This window comes from Nonomuraea sp. B1E8 (assembly GCF_039871515.1).
Classification (GTDB): Bacteria; Actinomycetota; Actinomycetes; order Streptosporangiales; family Streptosporangiaceae; genus Nonomuraea.
Map to the genome: position 1 here is coordinate 1342694 of NZ_JBDPLS010000001.1, position 22058 is coordinate 1364751.

The 22058-nt window shown below is 70.5% G+C and carries 24 protein-coding genes; 5 read left to right on the forward strand and 19 right to left on the reverse strand.

Features of this window, described 5'->3' with window-relative positions; genetic code table 11:
• Positions 1 to 163: 163 nt before the first annotated feature.
• Together ABGA98_RS06460 and ABGA98_RS06465 are read right to left on the reverse strand one after the other, a co-directional pair.
• Positions 164 to 463: a Scr1 family TA system antitoxin-like transcriptional regulator gene (locus tag ABGA98_RS06460; protein WP_347617220.1), complete on the reverse strand. Its 300-nt coding sequence runs from the start codon at positions 461 to 463 to the stop codon at positions 164 to 166.
• A 279-nt stretch (positions 464 to 742) separates the two neighbouring features.
• Positions 743 to 1459, reverse strand: coding sequence for a demethylmenaquinone methyltransferase (locus ABGA98_RS06465; RefSeq protein WP_347617221.1), 717 nt, complete (start codon positions 1457 to 1459; stop codon positions 743 to 745).
• A gap of 77 nt (positions 1460 to 1536) precedes the next feature.
• Between ABGA98_RS06465 and ABGA98_RS06470 the strand changes: the two genes are divergently transcribed.
• Positions 1537 to 2742, forward strand: coding sequence for a hypothetical protein (locus tag ABGA98_RS06470; protein WP_347617222.1), 1206 nt, complete (start codon positions 1537 to 1539; stop codon positions 2740 to 2742).
• Here the strand turns inward: ABGA98_RS06470 and ABGA98_RS06475 are convergent.
• The gene (locus ABGA98_RS06475; RefSeq protein WP_347617223.1) at positions 2739 to 2957 is read right to left on the reverse strand and encodes a DUF4229 domain-containing protein; all 219 of its coding nucleotides are present in this window, start codon (positions 2955 to 2957) and stop codon (positions 2739 to 2741) included. The two genes, ABGA98_RS06470 and ABGA98_RS06475, sit on opposite strands and share 4 nt — an antisense overlap.
• Before the next feature lie 256 nt (positions 2958 to 3213).
• Here ABGA98_RS06475 and ABGA98_RS06480 point away from each other — a divergent pair, with 256 nt between their 5' ends.
• On the forward strand, positions 3214 to 3435 hold the full coding sequence (locus ABGA98_RS06480) for a BldC family transcriptional regulator (protein ID WP_026214226.1): 222 nt from the start codon (positions 3214 to 3216) through the stop codon (positions 3433 to 3435).
• 146 nt (positions 3436 to 3581) lie between these two features.
• Here ABGA98_RS06480 and ABGA98_RS06485 read toward each other — a convergent pair whose 3' ends face one another.
• Positions 3582 to 3824, reverse strand: a complete 243-nt coding sequence (locus tag ABGA98_RS06485; protein WP_347617224.1) for a hypothetical protein — start codon at positions 3822 to 3824, stop codon at positions 3582 to 3584.
• Between the two features lie 10 nt (positions 3825 to 3834).
• Positions 3835 to 5055, reverse strand: a complete 1221-nt coding sequence (locus tag ABGA98_RS06490) for a hypothetical protein (protein WP_347617225.1) — start codon at positions 5053 to 5055, stop codon at positions 3835 to 3837.
• Positions 5056 to 5189: 134 nt separating this feature from the next.
• Here ABGA98_RS06490 and ABGA98_RS06495 point away from each other — a divergent pair, with 134 nt between their 5' ends.
• Positions 5190 to 5483, forward strand: coding sequence for a PLD nuclease N-terminal domain-containing protein (locus tag ABGA98_RS06495; protein WP_132592429.1), 294 nt, complete (start codon positions 5190 to 5192; stop codon positions 5481 to 5483).
• Here the strand turns inward: ABGA98_RS06495 and ccsA are convergent.
• The 5 genes from ccsA to ABGA98_RS06520 all read right to left on the reverse strand — a co-directional run bounded on the left by ccsA (position 5480) and on the right by ABGA98_RS06520 (position 10108).
• Complete coding sequence (gene ccsA, locus ABGA98_RS06500; RefSeq protein WP_347617226.1) at positions 5480 to 6556, reverse strand: cytochrome c biogenesis protein CcsA; 1077 nt, start codon at positions 6554 to 6556, stop codon at positions 5480 to 5482. The genes ABGA98_RS06495 and ccsA overlap by 4 nt on opposite strands.
• Complete coding sequence (locus tag ABGA98_RS06505) at positions 6546 to 8105, reverse strand: cytochrome c biogenesis protein ResB (RefSeq protein WP_347617227.1); 1560 nt, start codon at positions 8103 to 8105, stop codon at positions 6546 to 6548. Before ABGA98_RS06505 ends, ccsA begins: the two co-directional genes overlap by 11 nt.
• The gene (locus ABGA98_RS06510; RefSeq protein WP_347617228.1) at positions 8105 to 8827 is read right to left on the reverse strand and encodes a cytochrome c biogenesis protein CcdA; all 723 of its coding nucleotides are present in this window, start codon (positions 8825 to 8827) and stop codon (positions 8105 to 8107) included. Before ABGA98_RS06510 ends, ABGA98_RS06505 begins: the two co-directional genes overlap by 1 nt.
• The gene (locus ABGA98_RS06515; protein ID WP_347617229.1) at positions 8820 to 9386 is read right to left on the reverse strand and encodes a TlpA disulfide reductase family protein; all 567 of its coding nucleotides are present in this window, start codon (positions 9384 to 9386) and stop codon (positions 8820 to 8822) included. Before ABGA98_RS06515 ends, ABGA98_RS06510 begins: the two co-directional genes overlap by 8 nt.
• A gap of 83 nt (positions 9387 to 9469) precedes the next feature.
• The gene (locus ABGA98_RS06520; RefSeq protein ID WP_347617230.1) at positions 9470 to 10108 is read right to left on the reverse strand and encodes a histidine phosphatase family protein; all 639 of its coding nucleotides are present in this window, start codon (positions 10106 to 10108) and stop codon (positions 9470 to 9472) included.
• Positions 10109 to 10222: 114 nt separating this feature from the next.
• On the opposite strand from ABGA98_RS06520, the gene ABGA98_RS06525 reads away from it, so the two are divergent.
• A complete protein-coding gene (locus tag ABGA98_RS06525) occupies positions 10223 to 11080 on the forward strand; it encodes a DMT family transporter (RefSeq protein WP_347617231.1) in 858 nt (285 codons plus the stop codon).
• Here the strand turns inward: ABGA98_RS06525 and ABGA98_RS06530 are convergent.
• From ABGA98_RS06530 to ABGA98_RS06565, 8 genes are all read right to left on the reverse strand, one after another.
• Entirely contained in the window at positions 11073 to 11993 is a 921-nt protein-coding gene (locus tag ABGA98_RS06530) for a LysR family transcriptional regulator (RefSeq protein WP_347617232.1), read from the reverse strand. The two genes, ABGA98_RS06525 and ABGA98_RS06530, sit on opposite strands and share 8 nt — an antisense overlap.
• Positions 11994 to 12420: 427 nt before the next feature.
• On the reverse strand, positions 12421 to 13710 hold the full coding sequence (hemL, locus tag ABGA98_RS06535; RefSeq protein WP_347617233.1) for a glutamate-1-semialdehyde 2,1-aminomutase: 1290 nt from the start codon (positions 13708 to 13710) through the stop codon (positions 12421 to 12423).
• A gap of 128 nt (positions 13711 to 13838) precedes the next feature.
• A complete protein-coding gene (locus ABGA98_RS06540) occupies positions 13839 to 14468 on the reverse strand; it encodes a bifunctional DNA primase/polymerase (protein WP_347617234.1) in 630 nt (209 codons plus the stop codon).
• 203 nt (positions 14469 to 14671) lie between these two features.
• A complete protein-coding gene (gene hemB / locus ABGA98_RS06545; protein ID WP_347617235.1) occupies positions 14672 to 15655 on the reverse strand; it encodes a porphobilinogen synthase in 984 nt (327 codons plus the stop codon).
• Positions 15652 to 17166: a uroporphyrinogen-III synthase gene (locus ABGA98_RS06550; RefSeq protein ID WP_347617236.1), complete on the reverse strand. Its 1515-nt coding sequence runs from the start codon at positions 17164 to 17166 to the stop codon at positions 15652 to 15654. Before ABGA98_RS06550 ends, hemB begins: the two co-directional genes overlap by 4 nt.
• A gap of 35 nt (positions 17167 to 17201) precedes the next feature.
• Positions 17202 to 18122 (reverse strand): hydroxymethylbilane synthase, encoded by a 921-nt coding sequence (gene hemC, locus ABGA98_RS06555; protein ID WP_347617237.1) that lies wholly within the window; start codon positions 18120 to 18122, stop codon positions 17202 to 17204.
• Positions 18119 to 19375 (reverse strand): glutamyl-tRNA reductase, encoded by a 1257-nt coding sequence (locus ABGA98_RS06560; RefSeq protein ID WP_347617238.1) that lies wholly within the window; start codon positions 19373 to 19375, stop codon positions 18119 to 18121. Before ABGA98_RS06560 ends, hemC begins: the two co-directional genes overlap by 4 nt.
• Positions 19372 to 20049 carry a redox-sensing transcriptional repressor Rex gene (locus tag ABGA98_RS06565; protein WP_347617239.1) on the reverse strand — a complete coding sequence of 226 codons (678 nt, stop codon included), beginning with the start codon at positions 20047 to 20049 and terminating at the stop codon, positions 19372 to 19374. Before ABGA98_RS06565 ends, ABGA98_RS06560 begins: the two co-directional genes overlap by 4 nt.
• Positions 20050 to 20187: 138 nt before the next feature.
• Between ABGA98_RS06565 and ABGA98_RS06570 the strand changes: the two genes are divergently transcribed.
• Positions 20188 to 20424 (forward strand): glutaredoxin family protein, encoded by a 237-nt coding sequence (locus ABGA98_RS06570; protein ID WP_347617240.1) that lies wholly within the window; start codon positions 20188 to 20190, stop codon positions 20422 to 20424.
• On the opposite strand, the gene ABGA98_RS06575 is transcribed toward ABGA98_RS06570, so the two are convergent.
• Complete coding sequence (locus ABGA98_RS06575; protein WP_347617241.1) at positions 20421 to 21866, reverse strand: antibiotic biosynthesis monooxygenase; 1446 nt, start codon at positions 21864 to 21866, stop codon at positions 20421 to 20423. The two genes, ABGA98_RS06570 and ABGA98_RS06575, sit on opposite strands and share 4 nt — an antisense overlap.
• Between the last annotated feature and the right edge of the window lie 192 nt (positions 21867 to 22058).

Here is a 22058-nt window from a genome sequence, read left to right on the forward strand (position 1 = left end):
CCTGCCGCTGCGCTGAACGAGCTCTTCCGCCAGCCATCCGACAGGACAGGACCGTTCATCGGACGGCGCCCCCTAGCCTCACGCGTCACTGCAGCCACACTACTGCTGAAGGCATTTTCGGCACGCAAAATAACCGATCGGTGACGATTGCTTGGCGAAGTGGTTACTCAAGGCCTGCGAGCGCGCAGATGAACCCGCGCGACTCCTCCTCGCTCATGGCCGCCTCCTCCAGCTCGTTGATGACCAGCGAGTACTGCAGGACCGTTTCCTCATCGTCCGACAGCGTAAAGGAGGGATAGTTCTCGTAGTAGACGACCTCGCCGGAGATGCTCCCTAGCACGGGCACGGAGGGGAAGCCGAACCGCGCGACCTGCACGCCGTGGAGCCCCGCCTCCTCGCGAAGCCGCCGCGGCTCGGCGGCGAGCTTCCGGCGGCGGAGTGTCGGATTGATTTCTCCGACCACTCGGCTCCTCCCAGGGAATTAACTGATTATGCCCATTTCAACTACTGGGCAATCCTCGCCGGGAAGGTTCGCTTTCGTCCCAGAAAGAGGCCCTGCCGCCATCCCCGCGGGACACACCCTCAGGGTAGCCCGCCACGAAGGAATGCGGGGGAAGAAGGGAGGGGCACATCCGGGACTTTCGGGTGCGCGAATGGGCGGATGGCCGGAACCCCATCCGCCCCGTAGCCGCGCCGCATCCCGAAGCGGCACCACCGCTGGGCCACCTGATCACCATCGAGCTCAGGCGGGCTTGAATCCCCTGTGCATGGCGACGATCCCCATCGTGAGATCGCGCCAGGCCACCCGTTCCCAGCCGGCGTCCTGGATCATGCGCGCCAGCGTCGGCTGGTCGGGCCAGTCGCGGATCGACTCCGCCAGATATTCGTAGGAGTCGTCATTGGACCCGAACACCTTGGCCACCTTGGGCAGCAACTTCATCAGATATTCGCGGTAGACCAGGTCGAACGGGGCGAAAGTGACGTGCGAGAATTCGAGGATCACCAGGCGCCCGCCCGGCCTCGTCACCCGCAACATCTCCTTCAGTGCCCCCGTGGTGTCGTGCACGTTGCGCAGCGCCACCGAGATCGTCACCGCGTCGAAGGAGTCGTCGGCGAACGGCAACCGCAGCGCGTCACCCGCGACGAACGGCACCCCCTGCCCCGTCAACGCGTTGCCGCCGTGGCGGCGCACGCCGGTGCGGAGCATGCCGAGCGAGAAGTCGGAGGCGATCGCCCGAGCGCCCAGCGAGGTGAACGCGTCGGTGGAGGTGCCCGTGCCCGCCCCGAGGTCAAGGACGATCTCCCCGGGCCCCGCGTCGACCGCGGCGGCCACCGCCTTGCGCCAGAGCCTGACCTGCCCGAGGGAGATCACATCGTTGACCAGATCGTAACGCCGGGCGGTGCGATCGAACATCGCGGCGACCTCGTCCGGCTGTTTGTCCAACTGAGCGCGCGTCATGCCCACACCATATGGCCATCGCAACATTCAACGGAAAGTATCCACTTCATTACGCAACGTCTGCTAGAAATTGGCGAATGCTTGCCCGTCTCGCCCTCGCGGCGATCATCGCCTCGGCCCCCACCGCGCACCCTCGTGTCGTGCTGGCCGACCCGATCGACAGCACTCCCCACGTGCTCGACGGCATCGTCAACGCCATCGCCGTCGTGGGCCGCACCGTCGTGGTCGGCGGCGCGTTCAGCGAGGTCGCCGACGCCGCCCGCACCACCACCTATCCGCGCTCCAACGTGTTCGCCTACGACCTGGCCACCGGCCGGGTCCTGGAGGACTTCGCGCCCGTCGTCCCCGGCGCGGTCCACGGCCTGGCCGCGGGCGAGCGCGGCACCGTCTACGTGGGCGGCCGGTTCCACGGCGTCAACAACGGGCCGTCCAGGGCGCTGGCCAAGCTCCGCCTCTCCGACGGCGCTCTGGTGCCCGGCTTCGCACCGCGCATCGGCGGCGGCACGGTGACCACACTGGCCCGCCAGGGTTCCAAGCTGTACGTCGGCGGCGACTTCGTCAGCCCGCGCACCGCGCTGGCCAGGCTCGACGCGGTCACCGGCGCGGCCGACCCCGACTTCGCCATCACGCCAGGCAAGCCGCTGACCAGGCAGGTGAAGGTCTACGCACTGGCCGTCTCGCGCGACAGGCTCGCCGTGGACGGCACGTTCACCACGCTCGACGGCGCGTCCAGGCCGCAACTCGGGCTGATCGACGTCAGCGGGCGCGTGGCCAGGGTCACTCCGTGGCGGACCGACGTGTACGCGCGCACGTGCATGGCCGCGTTCCCGTCGTACGTGCGCGGCCTCGACTTCTCCCCCGACGGCCGCTATTTCGCGGTGGTCACCACGGGAGGCCCGAGGGCCGGCATGTGCGACACGACCGCCAGATTCGAGACCTACGCCAAGGGCTCGCGCATCAAGCCGACCTGGGTCAACAGCACGGGGGGCGATTCGCTCTACGCGGTCTCGGTGACGGGGGCGGCGGTCTATGTGGGCGGGCACCTGCGCTGGCTGGACAATCCGCGGGGCCGCGACTCCGCCGGCCCTGGAGCGGTGTCACGGCCCGGCATCGGCGCCATTCATCCGCGTACGGGAAAGGCCCTGAGTTGGAATCCGACGCGCGAGCGCGGGATCGGCGTGAAGGCGTTTTACGCGCATCCCACCGGACTACTTGTCGGTAGCGACACAACGAGACTCGGACGGGAGTACCATGCCCGGATTGGCATGTTCCCCCTGCCCTAGTCGTCGTGCGGCTTCGGCCGGTCGACCCTGTCGCTGATGCGGGCACTCACGGCATCACGCTGCCTGGAGAGCAGGACGTAGCTGGCTATGCCGCTGATCAAGAATGAGCAGACGATCAGCACCAGCGGGTTACTCAGTCCGAGCAGCCACAGCACACCCAGGGTCACCAGAAACAGGCCGATCCGCGACGCGGTGTAAACGAGAACGGGACGCACGGGTTCGAGGTTACTCGGACCCGTGGCGCGGTCGCTCTTCGCATCAGACGCGAGCACTGCTACTGTCCCAGTCAGGGAGTTTCGTAAAGAAACACCCACGAGAGCCCCAAAGAGGCTCTATCATATAACAATCGGGCAGTCAGCTGATAACAACCCGTGATCTTTGCAGAAAACCACGGATAAATCAGGCTTCGCTCGACACACTGGTTACCTGTCCGCCCGCTGGCAGGAAGCGGGATGCGAGGGGGAGAGATTGGTGGAGAGTAGCAGCGAGCGTCTGCTGACCCCAGGAGAGGTTGCCGCCCTCTTCCGGGTAGACCCAAAGACGGTTACGCGCTGGGCTGCGGCAGGCCGCATCAGCAGTATCCGCACCCCCGGAGGGCACCGGCGCTTCCGCGAGTCGGAAGTCCACGCCCTTCTCCGAGGCGAGGACGTTCTCACGGCCGACAGGCCGGCAGGTGAGTCCCCGCGCGTCTGACGTTCCGTCCAGTCGGTGATCCTGTCCGCCAGGATCACCGCGGACGGGATCGACTTGTTGCGTGCTTCCCGGCCACACTTCCGTACGGTGAGCACGGGACGGCGCCATCCGCCGACCGTGGCTGGCGCCTGTCCGTCCTTTCCCCCTCAGGCGCCTTCCTGCTCGGCCTTGAAGGCCAGGAACTCGCGTTCCAGATCGTCGTTCTCCTCTTCCCAGCGCCGGCGGCGCTCGGACGCCTCCTCCTCCGTCAACGACTCGGGCAGGAACGTCTCGTAATCGGGATCATCGGGCTGGAGCTCCACGTACGCGTTACCGATCAGCCGACCGTCCTCGCTGGTCAGGCTCTGCGGCACGCGTAGCGTCCCGTCCGCGAGCCGGATGACGTACATGGTGGACCACCTAGATTCCGTAGCGCCGGTTGAAGAACAGCATGACGTCGAGCGCCATCCGCGTGTCGCCCCCGAGCATGTCCACCAGGGCGGGACGCTGGCGGGAGGCGATGGCGGCGAAGGCGTCGGCGAAGAACTCCTTGCGTCCCAGCCCGCCTCCCTGGCGGTGGAACGTCGAGGCCAGCACCGGCATGGCCGTCTCGTAGAGCTGCATGAACTCGGGCGAGTCCGAGACCCACTCGCCGTGCGCCGAGTCGACGTCGTCGATGGCGTGGCCCACCTCGTGCATCATCACGTCAGGAGTGGGCGAGGGGCGGTCGCCCACCACGATCTTGCGGTCGCCGTACGCACCCGCGCAGATGTCCCAGGTCGCGCGGCCAGACGGTAAGGGGGCGCCGCGTAAGTAGCCCATGTCGTCGAGATCGGGCACGCCTCCCTGGCCGACGTAGATGCCTTCGAGGCCGGCCGCGAGCTTGTCCTTGAGCCCGTCGGGCAGCCGGGCCAGGCTCTCCACCGCGTGGACGACCTCGGGGGACGGCGGCCCTCTCCGGACGTCCCACTGCCGGTGCAGGATCTGCTCCAGCTTGCCGCAGTGGCGTAAACCGTCGCCCATCGAGGGCACGTCGGGCCGGTTCGGCTGCGCTCTGGGCGGCTCCTCGTTGAGCTCGAAGTCGTACCAGGTGTAGCGAGGGCGCTCGGCCACGGCGGCGGGCAGCCGCGCGCGGCGCTCGCGCACCGTGAAGGCGTCCCACGTCACCTGGCGCTCGCGACGGCCCGGCGGCGTCCCCGCCTCCCCGCCAGGCCGGGCCCCGCGCTCCGGACGGTCACCGCCCGGCCATCCCCGCTCCGGCTGCCCGGCGATCGGCCAGACTCCGTGCTCCCGCTGGTCGGCTCCCGGCCACGACCTGCGGTCCGGCTGGTCGGCTCCCGACCACGACCTGCGGTCCGGCTGGTCGGGCCCCGGCCAGGACCGGCGGTCCGGCTGGCCCGCGCCGGGCCAGGCCGACCGCTCCTGGCGGCCGCTGAGCTTGCCGCTGCCCGCCGGACGCCGGCGGTCCGTGCCCTCGCGTTCTCTGGCCGCCGCGCGAGCCTCCCTGCGCCTTTCACGGGCGTTGGACCAGAACGAGCGCTCGGAGTCGGGCGGCGCCTCGCCGCGCCGGGAGAAGAGGTAGGAACCGCGCCGCCACCAACGACCGCGTCGATGCCGGCCCTTGTCATGAGAAAAGGCCATCGCACCTCTCAACGCCGTGAAGCCCATGCAGACCGGCACATCGGGTTCCACCGTACGACGTCGATCTTCCCCTAGTCACCCGAAATGGGACATCAAGCGGCACGATCACGCTGAGGATGGCTTACAGTTCGGGCATGGCAGGTGTTCTTATCGGCCTTGGGCTGCTCGCCTTCTGGCTCTTCTCCCTCTTCGACGTGGTGACCACGCCGGAAGACGAAGTTAGGAACGTACCAAAGGCGCTCTGGATCCTGATCGTCGTGCTGATCCCGCTGCTCGGCGGCCTGGTGTGGATGGCCCGTGGCCGTCCGCGGGCCCCGCGGGCGGCATGGCCCGTCCCCCCGGGCCCCGGCACGCCGAAGGGACCGGACGACGACCCCGACTTCCTCCGCGATCTCGACCGCCGCATGCGCGGTGACGACGTCAGCTAGTCCACGTCGGCGTAGCTGTGCAGGCCCTCGAAGAAGATGTTGACCCCGATCAGGTTGAACAGGAGGCAACCGAACGCCACCAACTGCACGATCGTCGCCGACCTCCCCCGCCAACCGGCCGTCACCCTGGCATGCAGGTAGGCGGCGTAGGCGACCCATGTGATGAACGCCCACACCTCCTTGGGGTCCCAGCCCCAGTAGCGGCCCCACGCGCGGTCGGCCCAGAGGGCGCCCGCGATGACGGCGAACGTCCACACCGGGAAGGCGAACACGATCGCCCGGTGCGCCACCCGCTCCAGGTCGGCGCGGGCCGGCAGCCGCGAAAGCCCGTCGCCGCGCAGCAGGTAGAGCACGCCTGACACTCCCGCGATCATGAACAGGCCGCTGGCGACGATCGCGGCGGAGACGTGGATGGCGATCCAGTACGTGTCGAGCGCCGGCACCACCGGCCCCGCCGTGGTGTAGAAGGCCTTCACCGCGAGGCCGAGACCGAGCGCGACGGTGACCATGACGAAGGAGCCGAGGAAGCGCACGTTGGTGCGCAGCTGGGTGACCAGGAACGCGGTCACGGCGGCGAAGCAGATGGCCACCACGAACTCGTACATGTTGCCCCAGGGCCACCGGTCGGCGGCCAGGCCGCGGGTGGCGATGGCGCCGAGGTTGGCGGCCCAGCCGAGCCAGGCGAGCGCCAGGGCGGCAGTGCCGGCCCTGACCGCGGTTCTCGACTGCGGCGCGCCGTCGTCCAGAGCCGCCGCGGCGACGTCTCCTCCGGGCGCCGTCGCGTCGCCGCCCGCGTCCACGTGGTCGCCGGGGAGCCCTGTGACCGCGTCACGGCCCGGCTCTCCGTCGCCGTTCGTGTCACCGACCGGGGCACCGGCCCTGGCGCCGCTCGGGGCGCCGACCGCGACCGGCTTCCTGGCGGCGAGCGAGCCGGCCGCGGACCGCGCGGCCATGCCGGGACGGGCCCGGCCGAAGGCGAGCTCGATCGCGAACCCGATCATGGCGACGAGGTAGAGCAGGACGGCGGCGACGACGAAAAGGTCGCTCAGCTCGGCGAGTTGCTCAGCGGACATCCTTTTCTCCTGCTGATAGATCCTTGACGATGTCGGCGAACTCCTCGGCGAAGCCCGCCGCGGAGCCCTCTGTGCGGGTCAGGCCGCCCACCTCGACCTTGCCGCCCTCGATCCTGACGAACACCCTGCGCCGCCTGATCATCAGCGACAGGGCGATGGCGACGACGGCGGTGCCGCCCGCCACCAGCGCGGGGATGCGGCCGGGGTCGTAGGCCGTCTGGAGCGTGATCCACTCCTTGACGCCGGTGAACTCGATGGTGCCCACGCCACCCGGCAGGTCGACCGACTGGCCCACGGCCAGCGGCTTGGGCGTGTCGGAGGCCATGAGCAGCGGGTTGAGCTTCTTCATCACCTCGGGCGGCGCCAGCTCGTAGACCGACTGGGGCCGTCCCGAGCGCACGCCCAGGTCACCGGAGAACGCTCCGAGCACCTGCACCTCGGGGTTGAGCTCGCCGGGGAAGGCGGAGGCGTGGCTGCCGTCGGTCAGCGGCACGCTCGTGGGCAGGAACCGCAGCAGGAAGCCCAGCTGCTCCGGCTGCGCGTCGGGCGCCTTGACCACGCATCCCGAGGTCATCGTGGCCTTGTCCTCGATGAGGCACGGGACGGGCCCTTCAAAGGCCACCTGACCCTTGCCGTCGGTCACCTTGAAGACGGGGGCGTAGCCGTTGCCGATCAGATAGGTCTGGGTGCCGCCGACGTCGAGGGGCTCGTTGACCTTGAGCTCGTAGTCGCGGGCGGGCGCCTCGGGCGAGTCGTTGACCTTCAGGCGGGCCGCGTAGTCGAGCACCTGGCCCTTCCTCTCGCCCGTGACCTGGTAGGAGACCTTGAGGTCGGCCAGCTGGAAGGAGAACGGCTCCAGCGACTCGGCCGACACCTGGCTGCCGGGCATGAACCGGTCGTAGGCGGCCACCGTGTTGGCGAACCCGTCGCCCTCGACGACCAGGACGTTGCCGCGGTAGCCGAAGAGCGAGCCGGCGCCGATCGCGACCAGGATGCCGAGCAGGGCGACGTGGAAGAACAGGTTGCCCGTCTCGCGCAGGTAGCCCTTCTCCGCCGACACCCAGCCGTCGCCGGTGGCGACGCGGAAACGCATCCTGCGTAGCCGCCGGGCGGCCTGCTCGACCGTGAGGTCGCCGTCGAACGTGGCGGAGTGGGGCAGCCTGGACGGCCGTTTCGGCGCGGCGGGCGGCTTGCGTCGCAACTCGCGCAGGTAGGTCGTGGTGCGCGGGACGATGCAGCCGATGAGCGAGGTGAACAGCAGCAGGTAGACGGCGGCGAACCAGGTCGAGCCGAACACGTCGAAGAGCTGGAACCTGTCGTACCACTCGGCCAGGGCCGGGTTCTGCTCGTAGAGCGTGGCCACCTTGCCGGGCTCGACGCCGCGCTGCGGCACCACCGAGCCGGGCACGCTGGCGAGGGCCAGCAGGAACAGCAGGATCAGCGCCGTCCGCATCGAGGTGAGGGTGCGCCATCCCCAGCGCAGCCAGCCCACCGGCCCGAACCCGGCCGGTCCGGGCGTGCGCGGCTTCTCCAGCTCCTGGACGCTCATCAGATCACCGGCTCGAAGGCGCCGATCAGACCCTGCATGGCCGCGATCATCTCTCCCCAGAGCCCGGTCACGAGCAGCACGCCGACGGCCACCATCATGCCGCCGCCGATCCTGGTGATCAGGCGCGAGTGTTTGCGGATGGCACGGAACGTACGCAGGGCTTTGCTGTAGGCGAGCGCCGCCCCCACGAAGGGCAGCCCGAGCCCGAGTGCGTACGCGACCGCGAGCAGCGCTCCGCGCCCGGCGCTGCCCTCGTTGAGCCCGAGCGCCAGCACGACGGCCAGCGTGGGCCCGATGCACGGCGTCCACCCGAGCCCGAACACCACCCCGAGCAGCGGCGCGCCCGCCAGCCCCGCGGACGGCACCCGGTGGATGCGCACGTCGCGCATCAGGCCGGGCACGACGCCCAGGAACGCGAGCCCCAGCAGGATGGTGAGCACGCCGAGCACCCGCGTGATGATCTCGGAGTTGCCGAGCATGACCGACCCGAGCCCGCCGAACAGCGCCCCGCTGAGCACGAAGACCAGCCCGAACCCGGCCACGAACAGGACCGTGCCGAGCACCAGCCGCCCGCGTCTTGGGTCGGCGCTCATGCCGGTCACGTAGGACAGGTAGCCGGGCACCAGCGGCAGCACGCACGGCGACAGGAACGACACCACCCCGGCGAGCACCGCGATCGGCACCGCGAGCAGCAGCGAGCCCGAGGCGACGACGTCATTCATCGCGCACCTTGGTCACCGCGTTGAGCAGGTCGGTGTATTTCACCGCGCCCAGCGCCCTGGCCGCGATCCGGCCCTGCTCGTCGATGATCAGCGTGGACGGGATGGCGGCCGGCGGCACCGTGCCCTGGAAGGCCAGCGCGACCTTGCCGGGCTGGTCGAAGATGTGGGGGTAGCCGGTCTTCTCGGTGCGCTCGAACGCCAGCGCGTCGGCCTGGCGGTCCTTGAAGTCGACGCCGAGAAACTCGACCCCGCTGTCCTTGGTCTTGGCGGCGACCTCCTTGAGCACGGGCGCTTCGGCCCGGCACGGGCCGCACCACGAGGCCCAGAAGTTGAGCACCACGACCTTGCCCTTGTGCGCGGCGAGCGATGCGGTGCCCCCGTCGAGCGTGGGGCCCTCGATCGTGGGCGCCGGCTTTCGCTCGCCCGCCTCGAACACCTGCATCTTCCCGTCGCCCGCGACGAAACGGGTGTCACCCGCCTGCGGCTGGCCGCTCTGGTTGCCCGCGCAGCCGGCGACCGTCGCAGCCAGGAGAACGAGAAGGATGGACTTGGTGCGCACGGAGGAAGATCTCCTTGTACTACAACCGGTAGAGCTTGCAACTCTACCGGCGACGCCGCCCGCCCCGGACATCGGGGAGCGCCTCAGGCTCCGGGGACGGAAGGGCCGGGATCGAGCGAACCGGCCGGCTCGCTGTAGCCCACGCTGACCAGACGATCTCCGTCGAACGTGAACGTGGTGAGGCTGGCCAGCGCGCACTGCCTGCGCCGGGGATCGTGCCAGAGCCTGCGCCGCTCGGCGGCCATCCTGATCGCCCAGATGGGGAGCTGGTGGCTGACGAGCACCGTCTCGTGCCCGCGCGCCGCCGCTCTGGCGTCGTCGATCATCGAGCGCATGCGCTGGACGATGGCCGGATAGGACTCGCCCCATGACGGGCGGAGCGGATTCCAGAAATAGCGGTAGTTGCGCGGGTTGCGCAGCAGCGCCAGGCCGGGCCCCGCCGTACGGCCCTCCAGCAGGTTGCCGGCCTCGATCAGCCGGATGTCCTGCGTGATCTCGAGGCCCAGCTTGTCGGCGAGCGGCGTCGCCGTCTCCATCGCCCGCTCGAGCGGCGAGCTGTAGACGGCGACGATGTCACGGCCGCCGACCGCCTTGGCGACCGTCTCGGCCATGAGCCGGCCGGTCTCCGACAGGTGGTAGCCGGGCAGCCTGCCGTAGAGAATGCCTTTGGGGTTGTGCACCTCACCGTGGCGCAGAAGGTGGACGACGGTCATTTCAGCCATGGTGTGGCACAGCCTATCCGCTCGGCCGCGCCAAGCCACGCGCCGAGCCACTGGAGCCCGCGTCGGCCCGGCGTTCACGCGACGATAAAGTCGCCCCCGAGGGGAGGCGCCGCGTTGAGTCCATGGGCACTCGTCCTCGTTCTGGTCGCCGCCGTCGCCCACGCCTCGTGGAACATCCTCAGCAAGAAGGCCTCCCAGGCCGACGGCCTCGTCTTCGTCTGGCTCGTCGCCGTCGCGGCCGCGGTCGTGTGGGCGCCGTTGTTCGCCGGATACCTGATCGTCACGGCGGACCTCCCGACCTGGCAGGACCTCGCCGTGATCAGCGGCAGCATGGCCCTGCACCTCGGCTACTTCGTGCTGCTCCAGCGGGGGTACGGCACCGCGGACCTGTCGGTCGTCTATCCGGTCGCGCGCGGCACCGGGCCGATGCTGGCCAGCCTCTTCGCCGTGCTGTTCCTCGGCGAGCGGCCGTCGCCGGCCGGTGTGGCGGGGATCGTGCTGGTCGGGATCGGCGTGTTCATGCTCAGCGGCGGCAACGCGAGGGCCGGGCTCAAGGCGGTGGCGCCCGGGCTGGCCACGGGGGTGTTCATCGCGGGTTACACGGTGTGGGACTCGCAGGTGGTGACCGCGTTCGCGGTGGCGCCGCTCATGCTCAACTACCTCGGCGAGGCCGCCCGTGCCCTCGTGCTCGCGCCCGTCGTGCTGGGCACGAGGCGGGAGCTGGTGCTGCCCGTGTGGCGGGAGCACCGGTTCCGGATCGTGGGGACGGCTGTGCTGATCTTCGTTTCGTACGTGCTGGTGTTGTTCGCCTTCACGATGGCGCCGGTGAGCGTGGTGGCGCCGGCCCGGGAGGTCAGCGTGCTGATCGGGGTCCTGCTCGGCGGGCGGCTGCTGGCCGAGGGCGACCTGCGGCGCAGGCTGCTGGCGGCGGGCGTGATCGTCGGCGGCATCGTGGCCGTCACGCTCAGCTGACCGCCCAGGCGTTCTCCTGCGTCCTGCTGGCCTCGGCGAGCGCCTCCACCATGGCCCTGATCGCGGGGCGGCGGGCGGCGTCGGAGCGCCAGATCGCGTAGATGCGGCGTGACTGGCGCGGCCTGAGGGGGACGAGGCTCACGCCGTCGGGCACGCAGTCCCGGCCGAGACGGGGGACGATCGCGCAGCCCAGCCCGGCGGCCACGAGCGCGAGCTGGGTCGGATATTCATCGGCCATGCAGGCGATCACCGGCTCGATCGAGGCGCTGCGCAACGTGAACACCAGCCAGTCGTGGCAGACGGTGCCGGGCGAGCCGCTGATCCACCGCTCGCCGTGCAGCTGGGCCAGCTCCACCTCCTTCCTGCCCGCCAGCGGGTGGCCGGCGGGGATGGCGACGTCGGCGATGTCGTCGAGCAGCGTGGCCCTGGACAGGCCGTCGGGGATGGCCATGGGCCTGTTGAGCCAGTCCTGGATCACTCCCAGGTCGAGCTCGCCCCTGGCCACGTCGCGCACGACGCGCTCGGGCTCGCGCTCGTGCAGCTGCACCCACAGGTCGGGGTGGCGCTTCCTGAGCGCGACGAGGGCGGCGGGCATGACGCCGCGCACGGCGGTGGGGAAGGCGGCGGCGTTGAGCCGGCCGACGACCTCGCCGCGCAGCGCCTCGAAGTCGGCCTCCGCGGTCTCGACCAGGGCGAGGATGCGCTCGGCGTGCTCGGCGAGCAGGCCGGCCGCGTCCGTCAGCCGCACGCCGCGGCCGTTGCGCTCCATGAGCTTGGCGCCGGTCTCCCGCTCCAGCTTGGCGATCTGCTGGGACACCGCCGACGGCGTCACCATCAGCGCGTCGGCGGCGGCACCGACCGACCCGTAGACGTGCACAGCGTGAAGAGCCTTGAGCCGGTTCAGGTCCAACATGTAAGCCAGTCTAAATGGTTTAGCGTAGAAAGTCTCGCTTGTCGTTGATTGTGTAGCAGACGAAAATAGATGCATGAGAATCATCAAGCTGAAGAGGCAACGTCCCGACACCGTCTCGTACCTCAAGGTCCTCGCCGAGCAGGCCCGCGAGCAGCGCATCCGCTACCAGAAGCCCGCACGCTGAGCGAGCCCCCACCACCTCGCCCTCGCCGTCGGCACAGCCGCGTGCTCATGGTCGCGCCCGCTTCGCCACGCGTTGGCTCCTACGTCGCTCTCTCGCGGCGAGTTCCTGCGCTTGGTCTGAGGCTTCAACTTCCTCGTGATGCAGACCGGCCTGCGCCACTTCCCACCCCTGCAGTACGCCGGACTCAGGTTCGCCCTGGCGGCGTTCCCCGCCCCGCTGTTCGCGGGGAGGCCGGGGGGCGCACTAGGCGGCGGCCGCGGCCGCCTTCGCCGCCGCCGGGAGCGCGTCGGCGACGCGGTTGAGCGCCTCGTCGTCGTGCGAGGCCGACAGGAACCACGCTTCGTACGCCGACGGCGGCAGGTAGACGCCCTGCTCCAGCATCGCGTGGAAGAACGCGGTGAACGCGGCGGTGTCCTGTGTCCTGGCCTCCTCGAAGCTCGTGACCTCCGACTCCGTGAAGAAGATCGAGAACAGGCTGCCCGCCCGCTGCAGCCGGTGCGGCACCCCCGCCGCGGCGAGCGCCTCGGACGCCGCGCCGCCCACCTGGGACGCCGCGGCGTCCACGCGCGCGTAGGCGTCGTCGTCGAGCGCCCGGAGCGTGGCCAGCCCCGCCGCGCAGGCCAGCGGATTGCCGGACAACGTGCCCGCCTGATAGACGGGGCCCTCAGGAGCCAGGTGGGCCATGACGTCGGCCCGTCCGCCGAACGCCGCCGCCGGCAGCCCGCCGCCCATGACCTTGCCGAACGTCATCAGGTCGGCGTCGACCGGGTCGAGGCCGTACCAGCCGGAGCGCGAGACTCTGAAGCCCGTCAGCACCTCGTCGACGACGAGCAGCGCGCCGTGGGCCGTGCACAACTCGCGCAGCCGCGCGTTGAAGCCGTCGCGCGGCGGGACCACCCCCATGTTCGCCGGGCACGCCTCGGTGATCACGCACGCGACGTCGCCGGCGGCGAACGCCTGCTCGACGGCCTCGATCGAGTTGTACGGCAACACGATCGTGTCGGCCGCCGCCGCCCCGGTCACGCCCGGCGTGTCCGGCAGCCCGAACGTCGCCACCCCCGACCCGGCCGCGGCCAGCAGCGCGTCGACGTGCCCGTGGTAGCACCCGGCGAACTTGATCACCTTGGACCGCCCGGTGAAGCCGCGCGCCAGCCGCACGGCGCTCATCGTCGCCTCGGTGCCGGAACTGACCAGGCGCACCTTCTCGACGGGCGCCACCCTGCCGACGATCTCCTCGGCCAGCTCGACCTCGCCGGGCGTGGCCGTGCCGTAGGAGAAACCGTGGGCGGCCGCCTCGGACACGGCCTCGACGACCGCGGGATGACGGTGGCCGAGGATCATCGGGCCCCAGGAACAGACCAGGTCGACGTAGCGGTTGCCGTCGACGTCGGTGAGGTAGGGGCCCTGCGCCGAGGCCATGAAGCGGGGCGTGCCGCCCACCGCGCCGAACGCGCGCACCGGAGAGTTGACGCCCCCGGGCACGAGCCGGCGGGCGCGGGCGAACAGGTCCTCGGAGTTCTGTGTACGGCTCACCCGACCCAGGTTAGCCGCGGGGCCCCTCGCCCCTCGTCGCGGGACGACCTCGCCATGGTGACGGATCGAGGCCCTGGAGAAGCTGGCCGCCCGGGCAGAGCGTGGCGAGTTCGACGAGGCAGCGTGACTCAGTCGGCCAGCCACTCCAGGATGCGCAGCGGGTCGGGCAGGGGCAGGCCGTCGGGCGGCCGCAGCCAGGAGACCGGCTGGCCGGCCGGCAGAGTGGAGGGCGGCGCGACGACGTAGCTGTCACGGCAGTGCCAGCGCAGCCCAGGCGTGTCGTCGATCGTCGCGGGATCGCAGTCGAGGTGGCACGACCACCACTCGTCCTCGTCCTCCGGGTTGCCCCGTGTGGCCACGTAGAACAAGACCCGGTCGCCTTTGGCGGCGACCGGGCCTGAGTGCGCTCCGGCGTTGTCGATGCGGGTGAGGGCGGAGAGGCCGATCGCGAGCGGCACGTCGAAGACGTCGAACACGCGGCCGGTGGGAAGAATCACATTGGCTTCCGGCTCGGCCTGCCACCAGCGCGTGAGCAGCGCCGCGTCGGTCGTGGCCTGCAGGTGCCAGGCGGGCGAGAGCGGATGGGCGCCGGGGTCGGGACAGCCGAGACGGTCACACGAACACGCGCGCGGGCCCTGTCGCAGCGGGAACGCCCCTGGCACCACGGGCCAGCCCATCGCGGCGTATTCGAGCACGAGATCGATGCGTGTAGGCCGCGAACGTTTTCTGGTACGCCGAGCCAGTGGTACCCCCACCATTGGTGTCTCCCGTCGAGTCCAGCGCCTGAGGAGGTCCCGGCTCCGGGCCGTACGCACACGCGGGACACACCGGCACTTGGTTGCCTGACGAGAACCTGCTCATGTGCGTGCCAGGTCGAGGCCGTAGCGGCAGCCGTGTAACAACTTTCTCGTCTGCTCGCACTCTAACGCACGAGCCTCACGCGTTGACGGGAACCCCTCGGTTAGAGCCGCCGCGCCACTTCGGTGGCCCAGTAGGTGAGGATCAGGTCGGCCCCCGCACGCTTGATCGCGACCAGTGACTCCATGATCGTCCGGTCGCGGTCGACCCAGCCGTTGGCCGCGGCGGCCTCGATCATGGCGTATTCGCCGCTCACCTGGTAGGCCGCCACGGGCACGTCGGCCTCGTCGCGGAAGCGGGTGATGACGTCGAGGTAGGCCATGGCCGGCTTGACCATGACCGCGTCGGCGCCCTCGGCGAGGTCGAGGCGGAGCTCGCGCAGCGCCTCCTCCTGCCGGCCCGCGGGATCCTGCTGGTGGGTGCTGCGGTCGCCGAACTGCGGCGCGCACTCGGCGGCCTCGCGGAACGGTCCGAAGAAGGCCGAAGCGTATTTCGCGGTGTAGGCCAGGATCGGGACCTCGCCGTGGCCGGCGCCGTCGAGCGCCGCCCGGATCGCCCCCACCTGGCCGTCCATCATCCCGCTCGGCGCCACCATCTGCGACCCGGCCGCCGCCTGGGCGACCGCGATCGAGGCGTACCGCTCCAGGGTGGCGTCGTTGTCGACGTCGCCAGAGGAGGTGAGGATGCCGCAGTGTCCGTGGTCGGTGAACTCGTCGAGACACGTGTCGGCCATCACCACGATGGCGTCGCCGACCTCGGCGTTCACCTCGCGCAGCGCGACCTGCAGGATGCCGTCGGGGTCGTCGGCGGCCGAGCCGCGCGCGTCTTTCACGGCCGGGATGCCGAACAGGATCAGCCCGCCCACACCCGCCTGCGCGGCCTCGTGGGCCGCCTTGCGCAACGAGTCGCGGGTGTGCTGGACCACGCCCGGCATCGAGGCCACGGGCTGCGGCTCGGCGATGCCCTCCTTGACGAACGCGGGCAGGATCAGGTCGGCGGGGTGCAGCCTGGTGCCGGCCACCATGCGGCGCAGGGCTGGGCTCCTGCGCAGCCTGCGGGGACGGGCGACGGGGAATCGCGCGCTCATCTGGCTCTCCTCCTGGCGCCGCGGCGGTTCTGCGAGGGCCGGCGCGGGGTGTCGCCGGCGGCCACGGCCGCCTGGCGCTGCTTTGTTCCGAACTCGGCCAACGCGGTGGCCAGGGCGGACGCGGACGGTTTGCCGGCCATGACGTCGACCCGGAGCCCGAACTCCTCGGCGGTCTTGGCCGTCTGCGGCCCGATGACCGCGATCACGGTGACGTTGTGCGGCTTGCCCGCGATGCCCACGAGGTTGCGCACGGTGGACGACGACGTGAAGAGCACGGCGTCGAAGCCGCCGCCCTTGATGGCCTCGCGGATGGGCGCGGGCGGCGGCGCGGCCCGCACGGTGCGGTAGGCGGTGACGTCGTCGCACTCCCAGCCCAGCTCGGTGAGCCCGGCCACGAGCGTGTCGGTGGAGATGTCGGCCCTCGGCAGCAGCACGCGGTTGATCGGGTCGAGCATCGAGTCGTAGGGCGGCCACTCGGCCACCAGCCCCTCGGACGACTGCTCGCCCGACGGCAGCAGGTCGGGCTTGACCCCGAACTCGACCAGGGCCCGCGCGGTCGCGTCACCCACCGCGGCCACCTTGAGCCCGGCGAACGCGCGCGCGTCGAGGCCGTATTCCTCGAACTTCTCGCGCACGGCCTTGACCGCGTTGGCGCTGGTGAAGGCCACCCATTCGTAGCGGCCGGTGACCAGGCCCTTGATGGCGCGGTCCATCTGCTGCGGGGTGCGGGGCGGCTCGACCGAGATGGTCGGCACCTCCTCGGGCACCGCGCCGTACGAGATGAGCTGCTCCGACAGGCTGCGGGACTGCTCCTTCGTACGCGGCACCAGCACCCGCCACCCGAACAGCGGCTTGGTCTCGAACCACGAGAGCCTGTCGCGCGCCTCCACGGCGTCGCCGACCACGATGAGGGCCGGCTCGGCGAACCCGGCGTGCTTGAGGTCGGCCTGGAGCCGGCCGAGCGAGGACACCACGGTGTACTGCTCGGTGGTGGTGCCGCCGCTGGTCACCGCGACGGGGGTGGTGTCGGGCTTGCCGCCGGCAATGAGCGCCTTGCCGATGGCCACGGCGTCGCCGATGCCGTGGTAGATCACCAGCGTGCCGCGGCAGGCGGCGTGGACGGCCCAGTCCTGGTCCTGGGCCGCGTCGACGACCCTGAACTCCGGCACCTCGGTGGCCGCCGGGATGCCGGCGTAGTCGAGCACGGCTGTCGCGGGCGGCACGCCGGGCACGATCTCGAAGTCCACCCCCGCCGCGGCGCAGGCCGCGACCTCCTCGGTGATCGACGAGAACAGCGTCGGGTCGCCCTCGCACAGGCGGACCACGACTTCCCCACGCGCGGCGCGCTTGACGGCGGACTGGAGGTCGTCCTCGACGACCTCGACGCCTTCGCGGCAGTGCCCCAGCAGCGGGCCGTGCGTTTCCGTGTCGAGCACCACCACGCCGGCCTTGCCGAGCAACTCGGCGGCGCGGAGCGTGAGCAGCTTGGGATCGCCGGGTCCCGCGCCCACGAACGCGACGAGACCGGAGGTTGGACTATCGGAGCTCAATGGGACTGCTCCCCCATCAATCTGTCGGCCCCTTCGGAGATCATCTCGGCCGCCAGGAGGCGGCCCAGGTTAGCAGCCTCCGAAGGAGAGCCGGCGGCGGACTTGCGGACCGCCTCGCGGCCGTCGAGCGAGACGACCACTGCGGTCAGGTTCAGAGTGTGCCCGTCATCGGCCGCGAACGCACCCACCGGTGCCGAGCATCCGGCCTCGAGCGCGTTCAGCACGGCGCGCTCGGCCGTCACAGCGGAGCGGGTGCGCGGGTCGTCGAGCACGCCGAGGAATTCGACCAGGTCGGCGCGGTCGGCGCGGCACTCCACCGCCAGCGCGCCCTGCCCGGGCGCCGGCAGCAGCTCCTCGATCTCGAAGATCTGCGCGACCTCCGCGTCGCGGCCGATCCTGTTCAGGCCGGCGGAGGCGAGCACGACGGCGTCGAGCTCGCCGGAGGTGACCTTGCCGATGCGCGTGTCGGCGTTGCCGCGGATCGGGACGTATTCGAGGTCGGGCCGCAGGGCGCTCAGCATGGCGACCCGGCGGGGGGAGCCGGTGCCGACCCTGGCTCCGGGGGCGAGATCGGCGAACTTGCGCGGCCCGACCAGCGCGTCGCGGTGGTCGTGGCGGGCGGGGAGCGCGGCCAGCGTGAAGCGGGGGTCCTGGGTGGTGGGCAGGTCCTTCAGCGAGTGGACGGCGAAGTCGACCTCGTCGTCGATCAGCTTGTCGCGCAGCGCGCTGACGAACACGCCCGTGCCGCCGAGCTGCGCGAGGTGGGCCTTGGTCACGTCGCCGAAGGTCGTGATGCCGACCAGCTCGATCGCGCGGCCGGTGCGCCCCATGTAGGCGTCGGCCACCATCTGGGACTGCGTGGTCGCCATGAGGCTGCGGCGGGTGCCCAGCCGCAACGCGCGCGGGAGCGAGGTCACAGCTCCACCTCCCTCACGGCCTCGGGCATCTTCGGATCCAGGCCGAACAGCTCGCGCAGCGCTTCGGCATAATGATCGCCGCCTGGGCAGGTGGCGAGCCGCTTGACACGCACGGTCGGCTCGTGGAGCAGCTTGTCGACGACCCGCTGCACGGTCATGGCGACCTCGTCGCGCGCCCGCTCGTCCAGGTCGGGCATCCGCATCAGGAGGCGGCCGAGCTCCGACTCGACGACGTCGGCCGCCTTGCTCCTCAGCGCCACCACGGTCGGCGTGACCCTGGAGGCCCGCTCGGCGTCGAGGTAGGCCCGCAGTTCTTCGGCGACGAGGGCGCGTACGGACTCGACCGCGTCGCCCTCGCGCGCGCCGACGCCGGAGTCCTGGATCGTCTCCAGGTCGACCAGCGTGACGCCGGGCACGGCGCGTACGGCGGGGTCGATGTCGTGCGGCAGCGCCAGGTCGAGCAGGAACACGGGACGGGTCAGCATGCCGGGCGTGATGACGTGGCGGCCCGCGCCTGTGCAGGTGATGACGAGGTCGGCGCCGGCCAGCTCGTCGGCCACGGCGGAGAACTCGACCGCCCGGCCGCCGACCGACTCGGCCAGCCGGGCGCCGCGGTCGTAGGTGCGGTTGGCCACGACGATGTCGGTGACCCCGGCCCGTGCCAGCGTGGCGGCGGCCAGCGAGCTCATGGAACCCGCGCCGACCACCAGCGCCCGCCGCCCGGCCAGGTCACCGGCCAGCGTGAGGCCCGCGGTGACGAGGGAGGCGCCTGCCTGGTCGATGCCGGTCTCGTGGTGGGCCCGCTTGCCCACCCGCAGCGCCTGCTGGACCAGCTCGTTGAGGGTGGCGCCGACGGTGCCGCGGCGCTGCGCCAGCTTGAGGGAGCGGCGGACCTGGCCGAGGATCTGACCCTCGCCGACGGCCATGGAGTCGAGGCCGCACACCACGGAGAACAGGTGCTCGACGGCCCGCTCTTCGTAGTGCACGTAGAGGTGTGGCGTGAGCTCCTCGACGGGGACACCCGAGTGCACGCCCAGCAGGCGGCTGACGGCGGTGACGGCGGCGTGGAAGCGGTCGACCGTGACGTAGACCTCGACCCGGTTGCAGGTCGAGACGACCATGGCCTCAGCCACGCAGGGGTCGCCCTGCACGTCGTGCAGGAGCTTGGCGAGCGCGTCACCCGTCACCGAGACGCGCTCGAGCAGGGCCACCGGCGCCGTCCGGTGGCTGAGTCCGATAGCCAGAACACTCATTGACTGTCCATCGCCATGAGTGGCCCCCCAGCCTTGCGTTGCTCGTGGAACGCGAGAATCTGCAGTTCGATTGATAGGTCGACTTTACGGACATCGACGCCGTCCGGAACCGAAAGCACAACTGGGGCGAAATTCAAGATGCTGGTCACTCCCACGGCTGTCACGCGATCACACACCTTCTGCGCCGCCGCCGCAGGTGTCGCCAGAACCACGATCGAGACTCCACGCTGAACGATCACGGCTTCCAGGTCGTCGATGTGCTCCACATTCAATCCCGCGATGGTGTCGCCCACGACTTCGGGGTCGGCGTCGACAAGCGCCGCGACCCGGAAGCCCCTGGAGACGAAGCCGCCGTAGTTGGCCAACGCGCGCCCGAGGTTGCCGACTCCCACGATGGCGACCGCCCAGTCTTGCGTCAGGCCGAGCTCGCGCGAGATCTGGTAGACGAGGTATTCGACTTCATAGCCTACGCCACGCGTGCCGTACGAACCGAGATGTGACAAATCCTTGCGGAGCTTCGCGGAGTTGACCCCGGCGGCCCCCGCCAGATCCTCGGAGCTGACGGTCGCGATGCCTCGCTCGGCCATCCCGTGCAGCGCCCGCAGGTACAACGGGAGCCTGGCGACCGTCGCCTCGGGGATGCCGCGGTCACGGGGTTGGGACGGGCTCTTCACGTGCCGGAGCTCCAGGGAACAGGCGGCTTGGGGACCGCGGTGAACGGAATCGAACCGTCTTTCAGGTTAATCCCTTTGTGAACCGATGCACAAAGTCACGGGCGCGGAGTGGCGGACGTCTCGCATACCGTTGGCCTCATGCATCGCATCACCCTGCTCGGCAAGCCCGGCTGCCACCTGTGTGACGACGCGCGCGAGGTCATCGCCCGAGTGGCCGGCGAGCTCGGCGTGCCGTGGGAGGAGCTCAGCATCGACTCCTCCGAGGAGCTCAAGGAGAAATACTGGGAGATGATCCCGGTCACGCTGATCGACGGCGTGCAGCACGACTTCTGGCGGGTCGACGAGACCCGCCTGCGCGCCGCGCTCAGCGCCTAGAACATCACCGTCGGCAGTGGCACCACCTTGGCGGCGTTGACGTTGAGCTCGATGACGTTGGTGGCCAGCACCATCGCCTGCCGCTCGTTGATGAACCTCTCGACGTGCGGCTGCCGCTGGTGGTCGCGGTAGGCGATCTCGTCGCGATAGAGCTCGTAGACGATGCGCTGCAGGGGCGCCGACTTGACCGCGTGGCAGGCGTAGACGAGCGTGTCGGGCTCGCCGCGGCGCACCGCCTCGACCGTGGCCTCGGCCAGCATGTCGAACGCGTCGCCCGCGCCGTCCATGATCGTGAAGACGGTGAGCAGGCCGTAGATGTTGGGCGAGGGCTTGCCGCCGGCCTGCTGCTGTGCCGGGGTGAACACGTCGGCGCCGGGAAAGACCGACCCCGTGCCCGGCATGGCGGAGTCGGGGCGCTGGGACGGCGCGCCGGCGGGCGGCGCGCCGTTCATGATGTAGCCGGTCGAGGGCCCGGCGTCGGGCGGCGGCGCCATGCGGGCGGCGTAGTCGACCTCCTGGTCGCCCGCGCGATATTCGGCCACCAGATCGCCCAGCCCCGACGATCTGCGCGGCGGTTCGGCGGCGGGCACGCTCTCCGGCCTGCCCCGGTGAACCGGCTGCTCGTCGCGGAACATCGGGCGCTCCCCTGCCGGGACCGCGGGCGCCGGCCGCTCCTCGCGGTGCTGTGCCCGTACGTCGCGGCGCTGAGAGCGATCGTCACCGCGCGGCGGGCGCTCGTCGCGCTGGGGGGCGAAGTCGTCCTCGTCGTCCTCGTACGGCGCCAGGGGCCGCAGCACGGTGTACCAGACGGCCGCCGCGGCGACGGCGAGCAGCGCCGTGGTGAACACCGCGGGCACCGAGAACCGCATCGCGCCCACGAGCGCCAGCCCTGACGGGACGATGACGGCCGAGGCGTGCAGGTTGTCGGTGTCGTACTCGTCGCCGTCGCGCCACCTGAGCCCGGCGACCACGAGCATGGCCAGCATCACCAGCGCGTCGATGGCGTGCACGCCGGTCAGCAGGTAGCTGGGGATGATCGCCCAGACGGCCGAGCCCGACGGCAGCGCCTGGCCCATCTGCTCGACGCGGAGCGGGTCGAAGATCATGATCGCGACGGACACGACGGTGAGCGCGATGCCGAACAACCAGGCCAGGAATCTCGGCGGCGCCTTCTCCGCCAGCAGCTGCACCATGCCGACGGCCAGCCAGAGCGGGGCCAGCAACGACCCCGTCACCTGGTAGATCCGGAACGTGACGCTGCCGAACCCGAAGAAGGAGCCGATGGCGATCACGCCCAGTGACAGCGCGAGCGCCGCCACCGCGACGGTCCAGGCGATCAACCACCCGTCCGGCTCGTCCCTCAGGCGTTGGATCAGGGCGCCCGCCGCGAACGCGGCCAGCAGCGCACCGGCAAGGGCTATGACAGCAACGAGGATCTCCATGGTGACTCCAATGCTGCCGGACTATGCCTCCCAGCCGGTAGCCGTAGACGAAACGTGCCTGCTCGGGCCTCCCTTGGGGGCCACGGGCAGCGAGATGCGCGCCGCAGGCGGCGGGGGTTCGCGATAACACGGTATCTTCCGATTACGCCTAGTCATGCAAGCATGCTGTGGATTGTGGAATTTCCGGTTGAT